General features: G+C 64.7%; 21 protein-coding genes. 12 read left to right on the forward strand and 9 right to left on the reverse strand.

Translation table 11 applies throughout. The features are described 5' to 3' along the window. Window positions 1–101 precede the first annotated feature (101 nt). The 7 genes from CXQ81_RS30790 to pilG form a co-directional block, all read right to left on the reverse strand. Window positions 102–362 (reverse strand): hypothetical protein, encoded by a 261-nt coding sequence (locus CXQ81_RS30790; RefSeq protein WP_101339357.1) that lies wholly within the window; start codon window positions 360–362, stop codon window positions 102–104. 991 nt (window positions 363–1353) lie between these two features. Next, window positions 1354–1809: a chemotaxis protein CheW gene (locus tag CXQ81_RS30795; RefSeq protein ID WP_009046013.1), complete on the reverse strand. Its 456-nt coding sequence runs from the start codon at window positions 1807–1809 to the stop codon at window positions 1354–1356. Beyond that, window positions 1802–7756: an Hpt domain-containing protein gene (locus tag CXQ81_RS30800; RefSeq protein ID WP_101339358.1), complete on the reverse strand. Its 5955-nt coding sequence runs from the start codon at window positions 7754–7756 to the stop codon at window positions 1802–1804. Before CXQ81_RS30800 ends, CXQ81_RS30795 begins: the two co-directional genes overlap by 8 nt. 30 nt (window positions 7757–7786) lie before the next feature. Next, window positions 7787–9850 (reverse strand): methyl-accepting chemotaxis protein, encoded by a 2064-nt coding sequence (locus tag CXQ81_RS30805; protein WP_037035562.1) that lies wholly within the window; start codon window positions 9848–9850, stop codon window positions 7787–7789. Window positions 9851–9947: 97 nt separating this feature from the next. Then, on the reverse strand, window positions 9948–10487 hold the full coding sequence (locus CXQ81_RS30810; RefSeq protein WP_101339359.1) for a chemotaxis protein CheW: 540 nt from the start codon (window positions 10485–10487) through the stop codon (window positions 9948–9950). An 11-nt stretch (window positions 10488–10498) separates the two neighbouring features. Continuing rightward, window positions 10499–10864, reverse strand: a complete 366-nt coding sequence (gene pilH / locus CXQ81_RS30815; protein WP_007929961.1) for a twitching motility response regulator PilH — start codon at window positions 10862–10864, stop codon at window positions 10499–10501. A gap of 43 nt (window positions 10865–10907) precedes the next feature. Beyond that, window positions 10908–11315 carry a twitching motility response regulator PilG gene (gene pilG / locus CXQ81_RS30820; RefSeq protein WP_007929962.1) on the reverse strand — a complete coding sequence of 136 codons (408 nt, stop codon included), beginning with the start codon at window positions 11313–11315 and terminating at the stop codon, window positions 10908–10910. 236 nt (window positions 11316–11551) lie between these two features. Between pilG and gshB the strand changes: the two genes are divergently transcribed. The 7 genes from gshB to CXQ81_RS30855 all read left to right on the forward strand — a co-directional run bounded on the left by gshB (window position 11552) and on the right by CXQ81_RS30855 (window position 17775). Then, entirely contained in the window at window positions 11552–12526 is a 975-nt protein-coding gene (gene gshB / locus CXQ81_RS30825; protein WP_007929968.1) for a glutathione synthase, read from the forward strand. A gap of 190 nt (window positions 12527–12716) precedes the next feature. Then, entirely contained in the window at window positions 12717–13616 is a 900-nt protein-coding gene (locus tag CXQ81_RS30830) for an energy transducer TonB (RefSeq protein WP_007929970.1), read from the forward strand. A 224-nt stretch (window positions 13617–13840) separates the two neighbouring features. Next, window positions 13841–14410, forward strand: a complete 570-nt coding sequence (locus CXQ81_RS30835) for a YqgE/AlgH family protein (protein WP_053262979.1) — start codon at window positions 13841–13843, stop codon at window positions 14408–14410. Continuing rightward, window positions 14410–14847: a Holliday junction resolvase RuvX gene (gene ruvX, locus CXQ81_RS30840; protein ID WP_009046019.1), complete on the forward strand. Its 438-nt coding sequence runs from the start codon at window positions 14410–14412 to the stop codon at window positions 14845–14847. The genes CXQ81_RS30835 and ruvX overlap by 1 nt, the downstream gene beginning before the upstream one ends. Window positions 14848–14969: 122 nt before the next feature. Further along, complete coding sequence (gene pyrR / locus CXQ81_RS30845) at window positions 14970–15476, forward strand: bifunctional pyr operon transcriptional regulator/uracil phosphoribosyltransferase PyrR (RefSeq protein WP_007929976.1); 507 nt, start codon at window positions 14970–14972, stop codon at window positions 15474–15476. Between the two features lie 26 nt (window positions 15477–15502). After that, entirely contained in the window at window positions 15503–16507 is a 1005-nt protein-coding gene (locus CXQ81_RS30850; RefSeq protein ID WP_007929978.1) for an aspartate carbamoyltransferase catalytic subunit, read from the forward strand. Next, window positions 16504–17775 (forward strand): dihydroorotase, encoded by a 1272-nt coding sequence (locus CXQ81_RS30855; protein WP_101339360.1) that lies wholly within the window; start codon window positions 16504–16506, stop codon window positions 17773–17775. Before CXQ81_RS30850 ends, CXQ81_RS30855 begins: the two co-directional genes overlap by 4 nt. 105 nt (window positions 17776–17880) lie before the next feature. Here the strand turns inward: CXQ81_RS30855 and CXQ81_RS30860 are convergent, their stop codons facing one another. Beyond that, window positions 17881–18300 (reverse strand): TM2 domain-containing protein, encoded by a 420-nt coding sequence (locus CXQ81_RS30860; RefSeq protein WP_007929980.1) that lies wholly within the window; start codon window positions 18298–18300, stop codon window positions 17881–17883. 250 nt (window positions 18301–18550) lie between these two features. Between CXQ81_RS30860 and CXQ81_RS30865 the strand changes: the two genes are divergently transcribed. After that, window positions 18551–19183 (forward strand): C40 family peptidase, encoded by a 633-nt coding sequence (locus CXQ81_RS30865; protein WP_007929981.1) that lies wholly within the window; start codon window positions 18551–18553, stop codon window positions 19181–19183. Between the two features lie 76 nt (window positions 19184–19259). Here the strand turns inward: CXQ81_RS30865 and CXQ81_RS30870 are convergent, their stop codons facing one another. Next, on the reverse strand, window positions 19260–20294 hold the full coding sequence (locus CXQ81_RS30870; RefSeq protein WP_101339361.1) for a type IV pilus twitching motility protein PilT: 1035 nt from the start codon (window positions 20292–20294) through the stop codon (window positions 19260–19262). A 57-nt stretch (window positions 20295–20351) separates the two neighbouring features. Here CXQ81_RS30870 and CXQ81_RS30875 point away from each other — a divergent pair, with 57 nt between their 5' ends. The 4 genes from CXQ81_RS30875 to CXQ81_RS30890 are packed head-to-tail and all read left to right on the forward strand — an operon-like array spanning window position 20352 to window position 22811. Next, the gene (locus tag CXQ81_RS30875) at window positions 20352–21050 is read left to right on the forward strand and encodes a YggS family pyridoxal phosphate-dependent enzyme (protein ID WP_101336191.1); all 699 of its coding nucleotides are present in this window, start codon (window positions 20352–20354) and stop codon (window positions 21048–21050) included. 34 nt (window positions 21051–21084) lie between these two features. Further along, window positions 21085–21903 carry a pyrroline-5-carboxylate reductase gene (proC, locus tag CXQ81_RS30880; RefSeq protein ID WP_101336192.1) on the forward strand — a complete coding sequence of 273 codons (819 nt, stop codon included), beginning with the start codon at window positions 21085–21087 and terminating at the stop codon, window positions 21901–21903. A gap of 10 nt (window positions 21904–21913) precedes the next feature. After that, complete coding sequence (locus tag CXQ81_RS30885; RefSeq protein ID WP_007929986.1) at window positions 21914–22504, forward strand: YggT family protein; 591 nt, start codon at window positions 21914–21916, stop codon at window positions 22502–22504. Between the two features lie 13 nt (window positions 22505–22517). Further along, entirely contained in the window at window positions 22518–22811 is a 294-nt protein-coding gene (locus CXQ81_RS30890; protein WP_053262984.1) for a DUF167 domain-containing protein, read from the forward strand. The last annotated feature ends 99 nt before the right edge of the window (window positions 22812–22910 follow it).

Consider the following 22910-nt stretch of genomic DNA (forward strand, 5'->3'; position numbering starts at 1 on the left):
GGAGGCATGGCATCAATCAAGCAGAGTGGTGGATCGTTACGGTGAGGGTAATGATCAAGGGCGCAGGCCATCACGCCTACGCCCCATAGACAACCTTGCGCTTAAGCCTCGATCCGCCACTGCAACGCATCCAGCGCATCGCAGCCATCCTGCAGCAGCAGATGGGCCGCATTGACGATGTGCTGCAAGTCCTGGTCGTGGACGCCTTTGAGGCTCAGGCAGTTGAGGCTGTGCATCAGATCGCGGGTGGCTTTGATGCGCTGCACAGCGCAGCCGTGCAGGTCGGCCGCCGAGGCCTTGGGGTTGAGGTAGAGCACTGGGGTGGAGGTGAGATTGCTTTGCAGCGGGATGAACTCAGTCATGGGTGTTTCTCCATCTTGTGTAGAGCAACCACCCTTTGCGGCTAAACAAAATAGGTGGCAGCTGGGCGCGGGTTAGCCGGCCGGGACAAGAATGGAAGCCCGACACACCCGAAGGTGTCCCGCGCACAGCCGCCATAGCAAATGCCAAGCGACAAGCGCTCGGTATTATACGGGGCACTGATGCATCCATTAACTTGTTTCGACCGGCTAAGATCGGTCGCCGATGCGTCGGCGACAGCCCGGACTATGGAGCCTGATATCCGCCCCAGCAACCGGCAAACTGTTGCCACTCTCTACGGCTGAAATGCCCGCTAACACCTCCGGACACTGCATGTAGCCGCTGCCGAGCCTGCGAGGCTGCGCACGACCGCGAAGCGGGCGCAAAAGCAGACACCTCATTTCTCCCGATAGACCGCGTCGCCAGGTTTGGCGAGGACTACGTCCTCGTACGCAGCCTCGCAGGCTCGGCAGCGGCTACAGGGTTTGCGCCGACCGGTAGGTCGCGCCAGCGCCAGCTTTTGATCTTGATCTACCCGCCCCATCGGGAGGCCGAGTGGAGGCGTTCATCAGGGGACAGGCGCGCAGCGCCCCTCGACGCAGTCGAGGACATCGTATGGAGGTCGAAGCGAAGCCGACCGGAGTCGATGCCCCCTGATGAACGCCGGAGCGAGGGAACCTGAGCGCAGCGAAGGCCGTACGCAGGGGCAAGCGTTTTTTGGTTACTTTTTGCTGGGCCGGCATTCCGGCGTTTGAAAAAAAGTGACTCGCCGTAAGGGCGAAACCGCCAGCCGCCGTTACCGCAGGAATGGATATGCACCCCGTCCAAAAAATGCAGCGCCAGGATGGGCGCCATCGCGAGCAAGCTCGCTCCTACAGGTCCGATGTCACACCAAAAACCAGAGGCTACGTCGCCCAACATAGTTGCCCCCATCAGTCCCAAATAGGGACCGATAGGTCCCTTTCTGGGAACGATCAAGCCGCTCGACAGGGCCTAGGACAACCCCGCCTTCACTAGCATCTCCTCCAACCCCAACAGATCCGGAATCTTCGCCACCTGCTCCCCCACCTGTACCGCGGCCTTCTCCAGCCGGCACAGCGGCACGTCGACGTAGCTCAGCTGGCTGTCGAGCCGGCAGGAGCGCGGGATGCCCTGGATCACCAAGGCAATGAACTTCAGGCGCTCGCGACCGCCCAGGGTATTGAGCACGACGATGCGCGCGCGCTCGCCGATGGCCAGGGGCTGGCCGCAAGCGGCCTCGAAGCTGATCAGCGGCAGCTGGCGGTCGCGCCAGGCAACAGAACGCAGGTACCAGGGCGGCGCGTCGCTGGCCGGCTCGCCGCGTTGATAGTCGATCAATTCGGCCACCGCGACGTTGGGCAGGATCAGGGTGCGGTCGGCCAGGGGCAGCAGCAGTCCGGTGAGGAAGCTGGCGCGGTAGTCATGCATGGGGTCTGCTCCACTGGGCGATGCTCTCCAGCAGCACCGACTCCTGATAAGGCTTGCCGAGGTAGTCGTTGACGCCGATGGCCATGGCCCGGTCGCGGTGCTTCTGGCCGGTGCGCGAAGTGATCATGATGATCGGCAGCTGGTGCAGGCGCGGGTCGGCGCGCACCTGCATCGCCACCTCGAAGCCGTCCATGCGCGGCATTTCGATGTCCAGCAGCATCAGGTCCGGGGTGTGCTCCTGCAACAGCGCCATGGCGTCGACCCCGTCCTTGGCGGTCAGCACGTTCATGCCGTGGCGTTCCAGCAGGCGGCTGGTGACCTTGCGCACCGTCACCGAATCGTCGACCACCAGCACCAGCCTCGGCCGCAGCGGTTCGACCTCGGCAATCACTTCGTCGCCGGCCGCCATGCGCGGCACCGGCAAGCGCGTTTGCAGGGCGCGGATATGCGCCAGCAGATCGAGGATCAGCACCACCCGGCCATCGCCGAGGATGGTCGCGCCAGACAGCCCCTGCACCGCCGCGAACTGCGGCCCCAGGCTCTTGACCACAATCTCCCGGGTGCCGGCCATGGCATCCACCTGCACGGCGATCCGGTGCTCGTTGTAATGCACCAGCAGCACTGGCAGCGGCAGGCTCTGCCCCAGCAGCTTCGGCCGGGCCACGGTGTGCAGCAGCTCGCCGAGGTAGCACAGCTCATAGCGCTGGCCGGCGTATACGTAATGGGGCGGGTCGAGCTGGTAATGGCTTTCCAGTTCGTTGGGCAGCACCCGCACGATGCCTTCGATGGTGTTCAGCGGGATCGCGTACTGCTCCTCCAGGCACTGCACCATCAGCGCGCGGTTGACCGACAGGGTGAACGGCAGGCGGATACGGAAATGCACGCCCTGCCCCGGGATCGAGTCGATGGTCATCGAGCCGCCGAGCTGGCGCACCTCTTCATGGACCACGTCCATGCCCACCCCGCGCCCGGAAATCTGGGTGATTTTCTCCGCCGTGGAAAACCCCGGCTGCATGATGAATTGCAGCACGTCACGGTCGCTGATCTCGGCATTGGGGGCGAGCAGGCCACGCTTGATCGCCTTGCGCCGCACCGCCTCCAGCGGCACCCCGGCGCCGTCGTCGCGCATGTCGAAAACGATATCGCCACCTTCGTGGGACAGGTCCAGGGTGATCCGCCCCTGCTCCGGCTTGCCCGAGGCGCGGCGCACCTCGGCGGACTCCAGGCCATGGTCGACGGCGTTGCGCAGCATGTGCTCCAGGGGCGCAACCATGCGCTCCAGCACGTTGCGGTCCATCTCGCCCTCGGCGTTGCCGACGCTGAACGAGACATCCTTGCCCAACTCCTCGGCCACCTGGCGGACGATGCGCTTGAGGCGCGGCACCAGACGCTCGAACGGCACCATGCGCGTGCGCATCAGGCCTTCCTGCAATTCGGTATTGACCCGCCCTTGCTGCTGCAACAGGTTTTCCGCGTCCTGGTTGCGCCGGTCCAGGGTTTCCTTGAGGTCGAGCAGGTCGGACGCCGACTCGAACAGGGCCCGCGACAGTTGCTGCAACTGCGAATGGCGGTCCATCTCCAGCGGATCGAATTCCTCGTAGCCCAGGCGCTCGGCCTCGACCTGCTGGCGGCTGAGAATCCGCCCCTGGGTTTCGGTGTCCAGGCGGCGCAACTGGTCACGGATACGCTCGATGGTGGTTTCCATTTCGCTCAGGGCCACCCGCGCATCGTTGACCTGTTGCTCGATGCGCCCACGGAAGATCGAGGTTTCCCCGGCCAGGTTGACCAGGTCGTCCAGCAACTCGGCCGAGACCTTGACCATATCCCCGGCCACCGCGACTTCCGCCTGCGCCACCGGCGGTTCGGGTTTGCTCGGCGGGCTAAGGTCGGGCAGCAACAGAGGCGGCGCTTCGGCCTGGGCCGGATGAGTAAAGCCGCGAATCGCCTCGATCAGGCTGTCGGCCGGCTTGATCGGTTGTTCGGCGCGGGCGGCGTCGAGCATCTGCGCCAGGCGGTCCTGGCTTTTCTGCAACAGGCCGAACAGCGCCGGGGTCGGTTGCAGCAAGCCCGCGGACAAGCCTTCATAGAGAAACTCCAGTTCATGGACCAGGTCGCCGATCGGCACGATCTCCACCATGCGCGCACCGCCCTTGAGGGTGTGCAGGTCACGCAACAGGGTTTCCACTTCCTGGCGGCTGGCCGGCTCGGCCTGCCAGCGCGTCAGCGCCGCCCCCGAACTGTCGAGAATGTCGAAGCCTTCTTCGAGGAAGATCTCCAGCAGCTCCGGATCGTGGGCCGCCGAATCGTCGGTCACCGCGGCCTCGGACACCTCGCTGGTGACCCCGCTGCGCTGGCGAAAACCGCGGATCGCTTCGATCAGCGCCTTGGGATCGCTCAGCGCTTGCTGTGCCTGCAATTGCTGCAACAGCAGCGCCAGTTGCGCATGGCTGCGTTGCAGCAGGTCGACCAGGGCCTCGCCATGCTGGTAACGGCGATCCACCAGGCCTTCGTAGAGGTTTTCCAGTTCCTGGGCCAGGTCGCCCACCGGGCCGACTTCGGCCATGCGCGCGCCGCCCTTGAGGGTGTGCAGGTCGCGCTGCAGGGAAGACAGCGGCGCGCCGTTGTCCGGGTCGGCCAGCCAGCGCTGCAAGGCCTGGCCGGCGCTTTCGAGAATATCCATCGCCTCTTCGAGGAAGATCGCCACGATTTCATCGTCCGGCCCCTCCACCTCGATCTGCGCCTCCTGCTCCATCTCGGCGGTGGCACTGGCCAGGTCGGTGATGCTCAGGGTGCGGCTGCCGTCGCTGCGGATCAGGCCCATGGCCGACGGGTCGAGGCTTTCCTCGAGCAGTTCGCGCAAGGCCCGGACCATGGCCGGTTGCGGGCTGACTTCCTGGCCGGCGGCCAGTTCGTCGAGCATGTTGATCAGGGCTTCGTGGGCGTTTTCCGCCTCATGGAAAAACCGTTCGCCCACCGCCAGGCTGCTTTCTTCCACGGCGCCGTACAGGTCCAGCAGCGCTTCGCACAGCTCATCCATCGGCTGCAGGTCCGCCAGGTGCGCGCCTTCGCCAAGGGTGGTCAACTCGTCCAGCAGCGCGCTGAGCTCCTGGCGCTCGCCGGGGTGCTGTTGCCAGCGGCGCAGCAGGGTTTCGGCATCCAGCAGGATGTCCATGCCCTGGGCCAGGAAGCTGCTGATCAATTGCGCATCGCGCTTGACCCGCAGCCCGGTATTGGGCGCGTTGAGCAGGGCTTCCAGGCGCTCGGCGGTCAGTGCCTTGACCCGTTCGATCAGGTCGGCGGCGCCTTCGATGGGCGCCAGCGGATCGCTGCCCAGCTGTTGCAGGCTGCGGCGAAACAGGCCTTCGGCCTCCAGCAGCAGCTCGACCTCGTCCAGGTCCAGGGCCATCAGGTGCGCGCGATATTCCCGGGCCAGCAGGTCCAGCGGCGCCGCCAGCTCGGCGATCGGCAGCACGCCGGCCATGTAGGCGCTGCCCTTGAGGGTGTGCAAGGCGCGCTGCAATTCGTCGCTGGCCTGCAGCGGCAGGTGCTCGGCAGCCTGCTCGAGAAAGCGCTTGATGCTCTCCAGATGGGTTTCGGCCTCGTTGCGGAAGATCTCCAGCAACTGCGGGTCGAGCTCGTCTGCCAAGCCGTCTAGCAACGCCGTGTCGCCCTTGGCCAGGGCATGCGCCCGGGCAGCCAGGCGGTCGACATCGTCGCGCTGGCGCTGGGCCTGGGCGGCGAACTCGGCGACCAGCTCCGGCAGCAACTGCACGACCTCTTCAAGCAATTGCCGCACCTGCGGCCCCGGTTCCACGCTGTGTTCCAGGACCCGGTTGAGCAGGTTCTCCACGGCCCAGGCCAGCTCGCCCAGCACCAGCGCGCGCACCATCCGCCCGCTGCCCTTGAGGGTGTGGAAGGCCCGGCGCAGTTCGCCCAGCGCTGCCTTGCCGTGGGGCTCGGCGACCCAGCGCGGCAGGTGCTCGCGCAGCACGTCGAGCACTTCGTCGGTCTCTTCGAGGAAGACTTCGCGCAGTTCGTCGTCCACCGGCGCTTCATCGCCCGGCGGCGGCAACAGGCTGCCCGGCGTGTCCAGCGCTGGCGGGTTGAGCGCCGAGACCGGGCTGGCCAGTACATCGGCCAGGGACTGCGCCACTTCCGGGCTGTCCAGTTCCTGCAGGTCCTGCATCACCAGGGCTTCGTTGGGGCTGAGCACATCGCTGAGCAGCGGCACCTGTTCGTTCGGCAGCCACTCGTCCGGCGCCCGCTTTTGTGGCGCATAGCCCAGCGCGGCCAGGCCCTGCTCGGCCACGTCGAGAATCTTTTCCCCCGGCGCCAGGGGATCGTCGCTCAGGCGCTCCAGGTAATACTCGATGCTGGTGATCACGTCGGCCAGATTGTCCAGCTGCTGCCAGCCGGGCTGGCGCGGGTCCAGCAGCAGGTGTTCGCGCACGAAGCCGATGCAGGCTTGCAGCAGGCCCGCCGCACGGCCCAGGGGAACCATCGCCAGGGCGCCGCGCACCTGGGTCAGCAGCTCCGGCAGCGCCTGCAAGTGTTCGCGGTCCCAACCGGCGTCGATGTAGTCGACGATCAGGTCCTTGGCCTGTTGCAGGCAGATCCGCGCCTCCTTGATCACCAGTTGGTGGATCTGGGTCAGGTCGGTGGTCGGCAGGCGGCTTTCTTCGCGGCTCTCGGGTTCGGCCGGGCCGACCATGCCGGCCAGGGTCGCCTCGACATACAGCAGGGCCCCGGCCACATCCATCAGCACCGCGTCATTCGGTTCGCGCTGGCCCTGGGCCAGGCTCAGCACCACCGCCAGCTGGTCGATGATGACCTTGCGCGGCTGGCCGAAGCCCAGCACCGCCAGGGTGTCGGCGATCTGTCGCAGGGGCGCCAGCAGGCTGTCCAGGTCCGACGCATGCTGGCGGTCGCTGCGCACGAACAGGTCCAGGCGTTCCTTGACCCGCACCAATTCCTCGCACAAGGCCGCCAGCACCGAGCGCATGGCGTCGCGGTCGGGACCGGCCATGCGCGCCCGCTCCTGGTCGACCAGCGCATTGTCGGGCAAAGCGTCATCGAGTCCGTAGGTGTCTTTCATGGTCTGCATCTGCGCGGTGGGGTAGCGGGCCTTGGCGATGTAAAACAGCAGGCTTTTCAGCAGTTCGTCGGGGGCCGCCTGGTTGACCCCGGCGATGCCTTGTTCATAGAGACGCTTGAGTTCGCGGTCGGCATCCTTGAGCAGGCTGCGCACCGCCGGGCTATTGGCGATCGCCCCGCTGCCCATGCCTTCCACCAGGGCCAGGGCGATCTGCCACAAGGGCCCCAGCGGGGCGTTCTGGCACAACACCTGGAGGCGTTCGAAAACCTTGGCCATGTAGCCCAGGCTGTTTTTCACATCCTGTTCGCGCAGCAGGTCGACCAGCGCGGTTTGCAGCATGTGCCGCAACTTGCGCAGCAGGATGGTCAGGTCGGGGGGCGCCAGGCGGTCCAGTGCCGCCTGGTCCAGCGCCGGCAGGTCCGGCAGCTGCGGGCTGAACAGGCTGGTTTCGCTCAGCAAGCCTTCGCCCCGGGCGCTGCGCAGGTCGTTGAGCAGCGGCAACACCACCAACGGCAGGTCGCGGCGCGCGCTTTGCACCCGGTCGAGGTACTGCGGCAACTGGCTGATGGCTTGGCGCAGCAGATAGATCGCCTCGTCCCGCTGGGCCACGCGGTACTCGCGCAGGGCCAGGGTCAGGGCTTCCATTTCTTCGGCGAGCAGCGCCGCACCATAGAACTCGACCATCTGCAGGCTGCCGTGGACCTGATGGATGCAGTCCAGGCACTGCTCGAGCGCTTCCACCGCCTGCGGCTCGTCGACCAGATGATCGAGCGCCTGGTGGGCCTGCTTCAGCGTTTCGGCAATTTCGCCCTTGACCCATTCCAGGGCCACATAGTCGTGCCGATCACCCATTACCATTCCCATCAAAGTCGTGCTCCGGCCTCAGCGGTTGTCCCGCGGCGTCTGCTCGCGACCGGCCGGCAAGGTGAAACCGGACACCGAGCGCCGCAGCTGGCTGGCCATTTTCGCCAGGTTGCCGATGCTCTCGGCCGTCGCGGTCGAGCCGGACGAAGTCTGTGAAGTGATCTGCTGGATCACGTTCATGGTCAAGGATATCTGTCCGGCCGACGACGTCTGCTGCTGGGCGGCGTTGGAGATGCTCTGGATCAGCGCCGCCAGGGTCTTGGAGACGCCTTCGATTTCTTCCAGGGCCACCCCGGCATCCTGCGCCAGCCGAGCGCCGCGCACCACTTCCGAGGTGGTCTGCTCCATGGAGATCACCGCCTCGTTGGTGTCGGTCTGGATCGCCCGCACCAGGGTCTCGATCTGCCGGGTCGCCGCCGAAGAACGTTCCGCCAGGCGCTGCACCTCATCGGCCACCACCGCGAAGCCGCGCCCGGCATCCCCGGCCATGGAGGCCTGGATCGCCGCGTTGAGGGCGAGGATATTGGTCTGGTCGGCAATGTCATCGATCAGGCTGACAATGTCGCCAATTTCCTGGGACGACTCGCCCAGGCGCTTGATGCGCTTGGCAGTGTCCTGGATCTGCTCGCGGATGTTGTCCATGCCGTGGATGGTGTTGTGCACCACCTCGTTGCCCTTGTTGGCGATCTCCACCGAACGCTCGGCTACCGCCGAGGACTCGGCGGCGTTGGCCGACACCTGATCGATCGACTGGGCCATTTCGTTGATCGCGGTGGAGGCTTCGGAAATCTGCTGGGCCTGATGCTCCGAGGCTTCGGCCAGTTGCATCGCGGTGGCCTGGGTTTCCTGCACCGCGCCGGCGACCTGGCCGGCGGTGAGGTTGATGGTCGCCACCAGGTCGCGCAGCTGGTCCACGGAATAGTTGATCGAGTCGGCGATGGTGCCGGTGAAGTCCTCGGTCACCGAGGCGGTCACGGTGAGGTCGCCGTCGGCCAGGTCTTCGATCTCGTCCAGCAAACGCATGATCGCGTTCTGGTTGCGCTCGTTCTTCTCCGCAGTCTCGTGCAACTGGCGATTGGTTTCACGGACCATCACCAGGCCAATGAGGATGATCGAGGCCAGCGCAGCCAGGCCCAGGACATAACCGCCGATGGTGTCCAGCGAACGCCCGCCGGCCAGGTTCTCGAAGCCGATGGCCAGGTGCGAGGCCTCGTCGAGCAGGGTCTGCGACAGGCTGAAGATATTGCTCGCCGATTCGCGAACCTGGAACAGCTCAGGGGAGGTTTCGAGAATTTCGTCCACTGAGCCGGAGACGAACTGGAACAGCTCGCTGATCTCGGTCAGGCGCGCCCGCGCATCGCGGTCCTCGACCTGGCTGATCTTCAGGGTCGGGTTGCCCTGGAGCATGCCGCTGAGCACCTGGCCGAAACGCGCCGCGTCACGGCCGAAGACATCCGCGGCCTGCACCGCGTTTTCGTCGCCGGCCAGCACAGTATTCACCGCGCCGAGAATGCGCTCGGCGAGCAACGACTGGCGTTGCGCCATGGCCACCTGGGCCGCCGGAGCGCCGCGCTGCAGGAGGATTTCCACGACCTTTTCATACTCGACCTGCAACTGCGGCACGGTTTCCGCCAGGGTCGCGGCCACCTGATGCAGGGACAATACGGTCTGTTCGCTGGCCAGGATCGCGTCGGCGTTGTGCAGCAGCTTGTCCCAGTCCTGCTGCACCGCGCGCATTTCCTGACGCACCGCCACCGGCGCGGCGGGCAGCCCGGTGGCCGGGTCGCCTTTTTTCAGGTAGCCCCAGCGCTGGGCGAAATCGTTGCGCGCATCGCCCAGCAGCTTGAATGCCGCGGCCTTGCCCGCCGCGGCTTCCGTGGCGTTCTTGGCGATGCGCTGGGACAGCACCCGCAACTCGCCGGCGTGGCCGATGTACTGCTTGTCGTACGTGGCCTGGGTGTTGAGATAAGCGAAGTTGGCGAACAGCAGCATGATGAACACGATCAGGGCGATGAACAGCACGATGATCTGCGAGCGGCTGCGCGATCCTTCCATTGGCTTGCCTGGGTTGGCTTTTAGCATCTGCACACCTGAACTCCGGTTGTTCTGTTGCCCGCGCCATGGACGGCGCGGTCCTGCAGGTTCATCGCGCAATATTCATCGCGAGCAGGTCTCGCGCCTACAGCGCCACATCCAGGAACCCCGGCGACTGCGCCAGGGCGAAGGGACTGAATACCCACCAGACCTGCTCACACGGGAAATACCCCCGCAGGTACGGCGTGATGGCGCCCTGTCCGCTAGCGCTGGCCGCGGTTTCCAGGCTGCTCTGCTCGAAGTGCTGCATGCCGGCCACCTCGTCCACCATCAAGCCGGCGAACACCTCTTTGTGCTCGACCACCAGCACCCGCCGCTGCTTGCGCAGGGCCGACAGCTCATGGCCGAAGAACCCGCACAGGTCCATGATCGGCAGCAGCCGTCCGCGCAGGTTGGCCACGCCTTTCACCCAGGGCTTGACCCCGGGCAGCAGGGTGTAACGGGGCTCGTGCAGGACTTCGCTGACTTCGCCCATCGGCGCCACATACCAATGCTCGCCGATGCGAAAGCCGATACCGCTCCAGCCGTGCTGGCGGGTTTCCTGGGAAGGCAGGTCGGCTGCCAGCAGGCGGCAGCGCTGGTCGATCTCGAGCAGCAGTTCGAAGGCGGTTTGCGACTCGGCCATGGCGCAGGCGGTCAGCCGGCCAGGACGCTGTTCAGGGTCTTGATCAGGGTGTCTTCGTCGACCGGCTTGGTCAGGTAATCCTTGGCACCCTGGCGAGTACCCCAGACCTTGTCGGTTTCCTGATCCTTGGTGGTGATGATGATCACCGGGATATGGCTGGTTTCCGCGTCCTTGGTCAACTGACGGGTCGCCTGGAAACCATTGAGGCCGGGCATGACGATGTCCATCAGGACCGCGTCGGGCTTTTCCTGGCGCGCCAGGGCCACGCCGTCGGCGCCGTTTTCGGCCTTCAGGACTTCATGGCCATGCTTTTCCAGCATGCCAGTCAGTTTGTACATTTCAGTCGGCGAGTCATCGACGATCAGAATACGAGCCATGGTCTTCCCCATACGAATAGGCGTGCGGCCCGCCGGCCGAACCTCAATGTGCTTGTTCTACTGCGGCGAACCCCGGCACATGGGCCTTGATCGCGCTCAGCAGCTCTTCCTTGCTGAAAGGCTTGGTCAAAAACTGGTCAGAGCCGACGATGCGACCCTTGGCCTTGTCGAACAGACCGTCCTTGGAGGACAGCATAATCACCGGCGTGGACTTGAACGCGCTGTTGTTCTTGATCAACGCGCAGGTCTGATAGCCATCGAGCCGCGGCATCATGATGTCGACGAAAATGATGCCCGGGTGGTTGTCGGCGATCTTGGCCAGGGCCTCGAAACCGTCGACCGCGGTGATGACTTCACAGCCCACATTCTTCAGCAGCGTTTCGGCCGTGCGGCGAATCGTCTTCGAATCATCGATCACCATCACCTTGAGGGCGCTGGATTGCTGTTCCATATCTGCTCTACCATCGCCACAGCGAATCGATTTTCTGCCCGTACTGGTGGCCAATGCCTCAAGCCCTTGATGTTCAAGGCCTGAGCACGGCATGCGAGCCTTTTTAGCATACTCTCCCCATGCAATCTATCGGCCGACCGGCGCGGTGGTTTTTCCTTGACCGGGAACCGCCCGGACGCCACTCTGACGCCAATTTTGCAAGCCATTGCGCCCACTAATTTTCGAGGAAACCGCCCATGAGCGTTCGCGTCGGGATTGTCATGGACCCTATCGCCAGCATCTCCTATAAGAAGGACAGCTCGCTGGCCATGCTGCTGGCCGCCCAGGAGCGCGGCTGGACCCTGTTCTATATGGAACAGCGCGACCTGTACCAGGCGACCGGTGGCGTGGCCCGGGCGCGGATGCGCCCGCTGAAGGTGTTCGCCGACCCGCACAAGTGGTTCGAACTGGAAGCCGAGACCGACAGCGCCCTGAGCGAGCTGGACGTGATCCTGATGCGCAAGGACCCACCGTTCGACATGGAGTTCGTCTACTCCACCTACCTGCTGGAGCAGGCCGAGCGCGACGGCGTGCTGGTGGTCAACAAGCCGCAGAGCCTGCGTGACTGCAATGAAAAGCTGTTCGCCACCCTGTTCCCGCAGTGCACGCCGCCGACCATCGTCAGCCGTCGTCCGGACGTGTTGCGCGAATTCGCCGACCATCACGGCGACGTGATCCTCAAACCGCTGGACGGCATGGGCGGCTCGTCGATCTTCCGCCACACCGCCGGCCACCCGAACCTCTCGGTGATCCTCGAAACCCTGACCCAGCACGGCAAGCAGCAGATCATGATCCAGGAGTACCTGCCGGCCATCGTCGATGGCGACAAACGCATCCTGATGATCGACGGCGAACCTGTGGATTACTGCCTGGCACGGATTCCCGCCCAAGGTGAAACCCGTGGCAACCTCGCCGCCGGTGGCCGTGGCGAAGCCCGGCCGCTGACCGAGAAAGATCGCTGGATCGCCGCACAGGTCGGCCCGACCCTGCGCGAGAAAGGCCTGCTGTTCGTGGGGCTCGACGTGATCGGCGAGCACCTGACCGAAATCAACGTCACCAGCCCGACCTGCATCCGCGAGATCGACAACGCCTTTGGCACCAACATCGGCGCAATGCTGATGGATGCCATCGAGAAGAAGCTGCAAGCCGCAAGCCGCAAGCCACAAGCTTGATCGGCGTCACATGCAGCTTGTCGCTTGAAGCTTGAGGCTTACGGCTTGAAACCAACATTGCGCTATCATGCGCCGCCTGTGAAACGCGCGATGTTGGTCTTGTGATGCTTTTTGTGATGTTGAACCGCTGATGACTTTTGTGAACCGCTGATGACTTTTGTAAACCGCTGATGACTTTTGTAAACCGCTGATGGCTCTCCCTTCCGATCTGCCCCCCGAGCTGGCTCACAGCGGCGTGCGCCCGGCCGATCGCCTGGGGTTTACCCTGTTCCTGGCTGCCCTGCTGCATATCGCGCTGATTCTCGGCCTGGGTTTCTCCTTCGCCGAACCCAAGCAGATCAGCAAGACCCTGGAAATCACCCTGGCCACCTTCAAGAGCGAGACCAAGCCGAAGAAGGCCGATTTCCTCGCCCAGGAAAACCAGCAAGGCAGTGGCACCCTGGACAAGAAAGCGATCCCGAAGACCACCGAAGTGGCGCCGTTCCAGGAAAACAAGGTCAATAAGGTCACCCCGCCGCCTCCGGCGAAGACCGAGGTCAAGGAAGCCGCGCCCAAGGCCGCGGTCGCCACTACCGCGCCGAAGCCGAAAAAGACCGTCACCAAGCGTGAAGAGGTCAAGACCGAGGCCAAACCCAAGGTTCCCGTGCCGACGTTCGACAGCGAGCAGCTGTCCAGCGACATCGCCAGCCTGGAGGCCGAACTGGCCCAGGAGCAGCAGCTGTACGCCAAGCGCCCGCGCATCCACCGCCTGAGCGCGGCCTCGACCATGCGCGACAAGGGCGCCTGGTACAAGGATGAGTGGCGCAAGAAGGTCGAGCGCATCGGCAACCTCAACTACCCGGAAGAAGCCCGGCGCAAGCAGATCTACGGCAACCTGCGGCTGATGGTCTCGATCAACCGCGACGGTTCTCTGTACGAGGTGCTGGTGCTGGAGTCCTCCGGCCAGCCGCTGCTGGACCAGGCGGCGCAACGCATCGTACGCCTGGCGGCACCGTTCGCGCCCTTTACCGGCGACCTGTCGGATATCGACCGCCTGGAGATCATCCGCACCTGGAAGTTCGCCCGCGGCGACCGGCTGTCCAGCAACTGATTCCCTGCCTCTTGTAGCCGCTGCCGAGCCTGCGAGGCTGCGTACGGGCGCGTAGCGGCCGCAAAAAATGTCCATGCGGTGTGCCAGGCAAAACGTGCAGGCAGATTTGCGCCTGCCGCGCAGTCGTACGCAGCCTCGCAGGCTCGGCAGCGGCTACAGGATTCGTGGGGAATGAGAGCATCCCCAGCTTGTCAGTTCGCCCCTCCACCGCCACACTAGCGCTCATGAAAAACGTCAGCCCCAGCTACCTCAAGCATCACTTCCTGATCGCCATGCCGCACATGGCCGACCCGAACTTTGCGCACACCTTGACCTACATCGTCGAGCACAATGCCAATGGCGCCATGGGGTTGGTGGTCAACCGTCCGCAGGACCTGAACCTCGCCGATATCCTCGAGCAATTGCGCCCCGAGATCGACCCGCCAGCGCTCTGCCAGCATGTGCCGATCTTCATCGGCGGCCCGGTGCAGACCGATCGCGGTTTTGTCCTGCACCCCAGCGGCCCGACCTTCCAGGCCACGGTCGAGCTGGACGGCCTGTCGCTGTCGACGTCCCAGGACGTGCTGTTCGCCATCGCCGATGGCGTCGGCCCGGCCAAAAGCCTGATCGCCCTCGGTTATGCCGGCTGGGAAGCCGGGCAGCTGGAAGCCGAGCTGGCGGACAACGCCTGGCTGACCTGCCCGTTCGACGCCGACATCCTGTTCAACACCAGCAGCGAACTGCGCCTGGAAGCAGCGGCCAGGCACCTGGGCATCAACCTCGCCCTGCTGACCAGCCAGGCGGGCCACGCCTGATGGCCCTGCGACTGATCCTCGGGTTCGACTACGGCACCAAGCAGATCGGCGTGGCGGTCGGCCAGGCCATCACCGGCCAGGCCCGCGAGTTGTGCACCCTTAAGGCGCAGAACGGCGTGCCGGACTGGAATCAGGTCGAAGCCCTGATCAAGGAATGGAAGCCGGATGCGGTGGTGGTCGGCCTGCCATTGAACATGGACGGCACCCCGAGCGAGATGTGCGTGCGCGCCGAGAAGTTCGCCCGGCGCCTCAATGGCCGCTACAACCTGCCCTTCTATACCCATGACGAACGCCTGACCACCTTCGAGGCCAAGGGCGAACGCCTGGCCCGCGGCGGCCAGAAAGGCAGTTACCGCGACAACCCGGTCGACGCCATCGCTGCCGCCCTGCTGCTGCAAGGCTGGCTCGACGAAAACGCAGCGCTGTTGAACAACTGAAACGCCGAATCCTGAAGATGCGTGGTCACCCCCCCGGCCACGCGCCTCCTGGCCACAACACCAGCCGTAAGACCCTGCGCCTTGCTGCATGCAACCAGGCGCGGGCCCACGAAGGAGCAATCATGAGCCTGCCCAATCCCGCCGAACTGATCAGCCAGATGGCCGTGCGTCTCACCGCCCACCTGGAACAACGCGCCATCAGCGAGCCCCGCTATATCGGCATCCGTACCGGCGGCGTCTGGGTCGCCCAGGCCCTGCTCGCCGAACTGGGCAGCGACGCGCCGCTGGGCACTCTGGATGTGTCCTTCTACCGCGACGACTTCAGCCAGAACGGCCTGCATCCGCAAGTGCGCCCTTCCGAGCTGCCGTTCGAGATCGAGGGCCAGCACCTGATCCTGATCGACGACGTGCTGATGAGCGGCCGTACCATCCGCGCTGCCCTCAACGAGCTGTTCGACTACGGCCGCCCGGCCAGCGTGACCCTGGTCTGCCTGCTGGACCTGGACGCCGCCGAGCTGCCGATTCGTCCGAACGTGGTCGGCGCCACCCTGTCGCTGGCCGCCCACGAGCGGGTAAAATTGTCCGGTCCTGCGCCGCTTCAACTCGAGCTTCAAGACCTCGCCCTTTAATTCGCCCCTCTAAAGAGTCCATTGCGATGACGCCTCTAGACGCCAAGCGCCCGCTGCAGCTCAACGATCAGGGCCAGCTGCGCCACTTCCTCTCGCTCGACGGTCTGCGTCGCGAGCTGCTGACGGAAATCCTCGACACCGCCGACTCCTTCCTCGAAGTCGGCGCCCGGGCGGTGAAGAAAGTCCCTTTGCTGCGCGGCAAGACCGTGTGCAACGTGTTCTTCGAGAACTCCACCCGTACCCGCACCACCTTCGAACTGGCGGCCCAGCGCCTGTCGGCGGACGTGATCACGCTCAACGTGTCCACCTCCTCGGCCAGCAAGGGTGAAACCCTGCTCGACACCCTGCGCAACCTCGAAGCCATGGCCGCCGACATGTTCGTCGTGCGCCACGGCGACTCCGGCGCCGCGCACTTCATCGCCGAGCATGTGTGCCCGCAGGTGGCGATCATCAACGGCGGCGACGGCCGCCACGCCCACCCGACCCAGGGCATGCTCGACATGCTCACCATCCGTCGGCACAAGGGCGGTTTCGAAAACCTCTCGGTGGCCATCGTCGGCGACATCCTGCACTCACGGGTGGCGCGCTCGAACATGCTGGCCCTGAAAACCCTGGGTTGCCCGGACATCCGCGTGATCGCGCCCAAGACCCTGCTGCCGATCGGCATCGAGCAATACGGGGTGAAGGTCTACACCGACATGGCCGAAGGTCTGAAAGATGTCGACGTGGTGATCATGCTGCGCCTGCAGCGCGAGCGCATGCAGGGCGGCCTGCTGCCGAGCGAGGGCGAGTTCTACCGCCTGTTCGGCCTGACCACCGCGCGCCTGGCCGGCGCCAAGCCGGACGCCATCGTCATGCACCCGGGCCCGATCAACCGCGGCGTGGAGATCGAATCGGCGGTGGCCGACGGTCCGCACTCGGTGATCCTCAACCAGGTGACCTACGGCATCGCGGTACGCATGGCCGTACTGTCCATGGCCATGAGCGGGCAGACCGCCCAGCGACAATTCGAGCAGGAGAACGCCCAGTGAAGCTCAGCATTCTCGGCGCCCGTGTCATCGATCCAAGCAGCGGCCTGGATCAAGTCAGCGATATCCATCTGGAAGCCGGCAAGATCGTCGCCATCGGCGCCGCGCCCGCCGGTTTCAGCGCGGTTGAAAGCCTCGACGCCAAGGGCCTGGTGGCCGCGCCCGGGCTGGTGGACCTGAACGTCTCCCTGCGCGAGCCGGGCTACAGCCGCAAAGGCACCATCGCCAGCGAAACCCGCGCCGCCGCGGCCGGTGGCGTCACCAGCCTGTGCTGCCCGCCGCGCACCAAGCCGGTGCTGGACACCTCGGCGGTGGCCGAGCTGATCCTCGATCGCGCCCGCGAGGCCGGCAACACCAAGGTGTTCCCAATCGGCGCCCTGAGCAAAGGCCTGGACGGCGAACAGCTGGCCGAGTTGATCGCCCTGCGCGACGCCGGTTGCGTGGCCTTCGGCAACGGCCTGGAGGGCTTTCGCAGCACCCGCACCCTGTGCCGGGCGCTGGAATACGCGGCGACCTTCGACCTGACGGTGATTTTCCACTCCCAGGACCGCGACCTGGCCGAAGGCGGCCTGGCCCACGAAGGCGCCACCGCCAGCTTCCTCGGCCTGCCGGGCATTCCGGAAACCGCGGAAACCGTGGCCCTGGCCCGTGACCTGCTGCTGGTGGAGCAAAGCGGCGTGCGCGCCCACTTCAGCCAGCTGACCAGCGCCCGGGGCGTGGCCCTGATCGCCCAGGCCCAGGCCCGCGGCCTGCCGGTGACCGCCGACGTGGCGCTGTACCAGCTGATCCTCACCGACGACGCGCTGATCGACTTCTCCAGCCTCTATCACGTCCAGCCGCCGCTGCGCTCGCGCGCCGACCGCGAAGGCCTGCGCGAGGCCGTGAAGTCCGGGGTGGTCCAGGCCATCTCCAGCCATCACCAGCCCCACGAACGCGACGCCAAGCTGGCGCCTTTCGGCGCCACCGAGCCGGGCATCAGCAGCGTCGAGCTGCTGCTGCCACTGGCCATGACCCTGGTGGAAGACGGTCTGCTCGACTTGCCGACCCTGCTGGCCCGCCTGAGCAGCGGCCCGGCCGACGCCCTGCGCCTGCCAGCCGGCAAGCTGGCGGTGGGCGCTCCGGCGGACCTGGTGCTGTTCGACCCGAGCACGTCCACGGTGGCTGGCGAACACTGGTTGTCGAAAGGCGAGAACTGCCCGTTCCTCGGCCATAGCCTGCCGGGCGTGGTGCGCTACACCCTGGTGGATGGACGGATCAGCCACAAGGGCTGACGGCCATGATCGCGAGCAAGCTCGCTCCTACAGGTACGGCGCAGACCCCATTGGCGCCGCACTTCTTCGGTAGGAGCGAGCTTGCTCGCGATGGCGCTCCTGTATTCAACGCCGCTGCGCGTTACGCAACGACACCTGGTCGTTCAGCGTCCAGAAGTCATACAAGACCCCCAGAAAGAACACCCCGCCAGTCAGCAGGTACAGCAGGCCGCTGATCCATTTGCCCTGATACATGCGGTGCACACCGAAGATCCCGAGAAAGGTCAGGAGGATCCAGGCGACGCTGTATTCGATGGGTCCCGGGGTAAAACGCAGGTCGGCCTCGCGGTCCATGGCCGGGATCAGGAACAGGTCGATCAGCCAGCCGATGCCCAGCAAGCCCAGGGTGAAAAACCAGATGGTTCCGGTAACCGGCTTGCCGTAATAGAAGCGGTGGGAGCCGGTAAAACCGAAAATCCACAACAGGTAACCGATCACCTTGCTGTGGGTGTCATGGGTCGAACCGTCCGGGCGATAGGTGTTCATTGAGTACCTCGTTCCACGCAATAGATAAATTTTCTTTAATTCTTTGTGACTTTTTTACAGGCAGCCGACGTGTGGCAAATGTTAAGGTCGCTGCCATGAAACCCTTGTACTGCCTGACTTCTGTCGGACAATTGCGTCAATTTGCCGCCTCTTCAGCGAATTTGACCTCCAGGTTGAATCGACCAACGGCCTGAGAAGTGACAAAAAAGCTGTTATAAAGTTGCGCGCTAACCCATATGAGCCTTGCCTAATGCGTCCATTTTTCAAGACATGGCTAACCATTTGCCTATTGATGCCACTGGCTGCCCACGCCACCAATCGTGAGCAACGTCTTCCCAACGTGAACGGCTTCACTCCAAAAGCCCACGTCACCCAAATCAGCAAGAACAGCTCCAAGAACAAGCTGTCGGTCAAACGCCCGACTCACCTGAGCAGCGTCAGCAGCAAGCCGGTACCGCAGATGGCGGCCAAGCAGAGCAGCACCGTGCTCAGCCGTGCCGTCAACGTACTGGGTACTCCTTACCGTTGGGGCGGCAGCAGCCCAAGTAAAGGCTTCGACTGCAGCGGCCTGGTGAAATACGCCTTCAACGACGTCGCCGCCGTCGATCTGCCGCGCACCTCGAACGCCATGGCCAGCGGTCACGGGCAGAAAGTCGAGCGCAAGGACCTCAAGCCTGGCGACCTGCTGTTCTTCAACCTCAAGAGCCGTCGGGTCAACCACGTCGCCATCTACCTGGGCAACGATCGCTTCATCCACGCGCCGCGTCGCGGCAAGTCGGTGACCATCGATACCCTGAAGAAGCCGTACTGGGACAAGAACTACGTAGTGGCCAAGCGGGTCCTGCCAAAAGAGCAGAACACCCTGCGCATCGTTCAGCGCTGATCGCCCTCCCTGATCGCGAATCATCGAGCCACCACGCTCGATGGCTCGCGATTGCATTGGCCGCCCCGATACCTCTTCAAATACTGTCCGGCGCCCGCGCCTTTTCCCGGGCGTGCTCCCGGCTGACCAGCCCCGCATCCACCAGTGCCTTCAGGCTCATGTCCAGGGTCTGCATCCCCAGCGCCCCGCCGGTCTGGATCGCCGAGTACATCTGCGCCACCTTGTCCTCGCGGATCAGGTTACGGATCGCCGCGCTGCCCAGCATGATCTCGTGAGCCGCTACCCGGCCTCCACCGATACGCTTCACCAGCGTCTGGGAAATCACCGCCTGCAGCGATTCCGAGAGCATGGAGCGAACCATCGCCTTCTCCTCGGCCGGGAACACGTCCACCACCCGATCCACGGTTTTCGCCGCCGACGTGGTGTGCAGGGTGCCGAACACCAGATGCCCGGTCTCCGCGGCGGTCAGCGCCAGGCGAATGGTTTCCAGATCGCGCATTTCCCCTACCAGAATCACATCCGGGTCTTCGCGCAAGGCCGAGCGCAAGGCCGTGGAGAAGCTGCGGGTGTCGCGATGCACCTCGCGCTGGTTGATCAGGCACTTCTTCGATTCGTGGATGAACTCGATGGGGTCCTCGATGGTGAGGATGTGCTGGTGCCGGTGCTGATTCAGGTGATCGATCATCGCCGCCAGGGTGGTCGACTTGCCCGAGCCGGTCGGCCCGGTCACCAGCACCAGGCCGCGGGGCACTTCGCTGATGCGGCGAAAGACCTCACCCATGCCCAGTTCGTCCAGGCCCGGCACCTTGGCCGCAATGCTGCGAAAGACCGCGCCACCGCCGCGCTGATGGTTGAAGGCATTGACCCGAAAGCGCGCCAGGCCCGGCACCGCGAAGGAAAAGTCGATTTCCAGCGCGGCCTTGAACTCGGCCCGTTGCGGATCAGTCATGCTGGCCAGGATCAGCTCATGCACCTGTTGCGCCTCCAGCACCGGCAGGTTTATCCGGCGAATATCGCCGTCGATGCGAATCATCGGCGGCAAACCGGCCGAGAGGTGCAGGTCCGAAGCGCCCTGTTTGACGCTGAAGGCCAGCAACTCAGTGATATCCATAGCGTTCCCCAATTCCAGTAGAATGCCGCGAACCCAAGACCCGCTGGCGTACATCGAATGTCCACGATAGCAGACAACATCGCCCTGGTTAGCGCACGGATCCGTGCCGCGGCGCAGGCCTCGCAACGTGACGAAAGCAGCATCCATCTGCTGGCCGTGAGCAAGACCAAGCCCGCCGCGGCGCTGCGTGAAGCCTACGCGGCCGGTCTGCGCGACTTCGGCGAGAACTACCTGCAAGAAGCCCTGGGCAAACAGGCGGAACTTGGCGACCTGCCCTTGAGTTGGCACTTCATCGGCCCCATTCAGTCGAACAAGACGCGAGCTATCGCCGAGAACTTCGCCTGGGTGCATTCCGTGGATCGCTTGAAAATCGCTCAACGCCTGTCCGAGCAACGCCCGGCCGACTTGCCGCCGCTGAACATCTGCATTCAGGTCAATGTCAGTGGCGAGGCCAGCAAATCTGGCTGCACACCGGCCGACCTGCCGGCCCTGGCCAGCGCCATCAGCGCCTTGCCGCGCCTGCAACTGCGCGGGCTGATGGCGATTCCCGAGCCGACCGAAGATCGTGCCGCCCAGGACGCCGCCTTCGCGGCCGTGCGCAGCCTGAACGACAACCTGCGCGAAAGCCTGGACCTGCCAACCGACACACTTTCCATGGGCATGAGCCACGACCTCGAAGCGGCCATTGCCCAGGGCGCCACCTGGGTACGTATCGGTACCGCTTTGTTTGGCGCACGCGATTATGGCCAGCCATGACTGTGGCGGCCTCACCTCTGAATAAGGACCTGTCATGAGCAAGACTCGTATCGCCTTTATCGGCGCCGGCAACATGGCTGCCAGCTTGATCGGCGGCCTGCGCGCCAAGGGCCTGGACGCCAGCCAGATCCGCGCCAGCGACCCGGGCGCCGAAACCCGCGCCAAGGTCCAGGCCGAGCACGGCATTGAACTGTTCGCCGACAATGCCGAGGCTATCGCCGGCGTCGACGTGGTGGTGCTGGCGGTCAAGCCACAGGCCATGAAGGCCGTGTGCGAAGCCCTGCGCCCCAGCCTGAAACCGCACCAGTTGATCGTGTCCATCGCCGCCGGCATCACCTGCGCCAGCATGAACAAGTGGCTCGGCGAGCAGCCGATCGTGCGTTGCATGCCCAATACCCCGGCCCTGCTGCGCCAGGGTGCCAGCGGCCTGTACGCCACCGCTGCGGTGAGCGCGGCGCAACGCCAGCAGGCCGAAGAACTGCTGTCGGCCGTGGGCATCGTCCTGTGGCTGGAACAGGAGCAGCAACTGGACGCGGTGACCGCCGTGTCCGGCAGCGGTCCGGCGTATTTCTTCCTGCTGATCGAAGCCATGACCGCCGCCGGCGAGAAACTCGGCCTGCCACGGGAAACCGCCCGCCAACTGACCCTGCAGACCGCGCTGGGCGCGGCGCACATGGCGGCCTCCAGCGACGTGGACGCGGCTGAACTGCGCCGCCGCGTGACCTCGCCGGCCGGGACCACGGAAGCCGCGATCAAGTCGTTCCAGGCCAGTGGCTTCGAAGCCCTGGTGGAAAAAGCATTGGGTGCCGCCGCGCACCGCTCGGCCGAGATGGCCGAACAACTGGGCCAATAAGGAGGCAATGATGATTGGATTGAACACTGCGGCGGTGTACGTGCTGCAAACCCTGGGCAGCCTGTACCTGCTGATCGTGCTGCTGCGCTTCGTGCTGCAACTGGTACGCGCCGACTTCTACAACCCGCTGTGCCAGTTCGCCGTGCGCGCCACCCAGCCGCTGCTCAAGCCGATGCGCCGGGTCATCCCGAGCCTGTTCGGCCTGGACATGTCGTCGCTGATCCTGGCGATCGTCGTGCAACTGCTGCTGATGGCCCTGACCCTGCTGCTGACCTACGGCACCACCGGCAACCCGCTGCAACTGCTGATCTGGTCGATCATTGGCGTGACCGCGCTGTTCATGAAGATTTTCTTCTTCGCCCTGATCATCAGCGTGATCCTTTCCTGGGTCGCCCCGGGCAGCCATAACCCGGGCGCCGAGTTGGTCAACCAGATCTGCGAGCCGGCCCTGGCGCCGTTCCGCCGCATCCTGCCGAGCATGGGCGGCCTGGATATCTCGCCAATCCTGGCGTTCATGGTGCTCAAGCTGATCGACATGCTGGTGATCAACAACCTGGCGGCCATGACCATGATGCCGGAAATCCTGCGTCTGCTGATCTGACCCGGCCTCTGTGATGAGTTACTTTCGCTGGGACGGCGACGACCTGATCCTGGAGTGCCACCTGCAACCTGCGGCCCGTAGCGATGATTTCGCCGGGCTACATGGTGAGCGCCTGAAGATCCGCCTCACCGCGCCACCGGTGGAGGGCAAGGCCAACGCTTATTTGATGGCGTTCCTGGCCAAGGCCTTCGGCGTGTCCAAGAGCCAGGTCAGCCTGATCAGCGGCGAGCTGAACCGGCAGAAACGGGTGCGGATCAACGCACCGAAAAAACTCCCGGACCTGCCGGAATTACAGCGTCCATCCTGATCACTCTCTGTAGCCACTGCCGTAGGCTGCGATAAGGGCCGAAGGCCCTTCGAGGCCCTCAAGAGCACGTCTCCTGCGGAGCCGATCGCAGCCTGCGGC

It is taken from the genome of Pseudomonas sp. 09C 129 (assembly GCF_002843625.1).
Classification (GTDB): domain Bacteria; phylum Pseudomonadota; class Gammaproteobacteria; order Pseudomonadales; family Pseudomonadaceae; genus Aquipseudomonas; species Aquipseudomonas chlororaphis.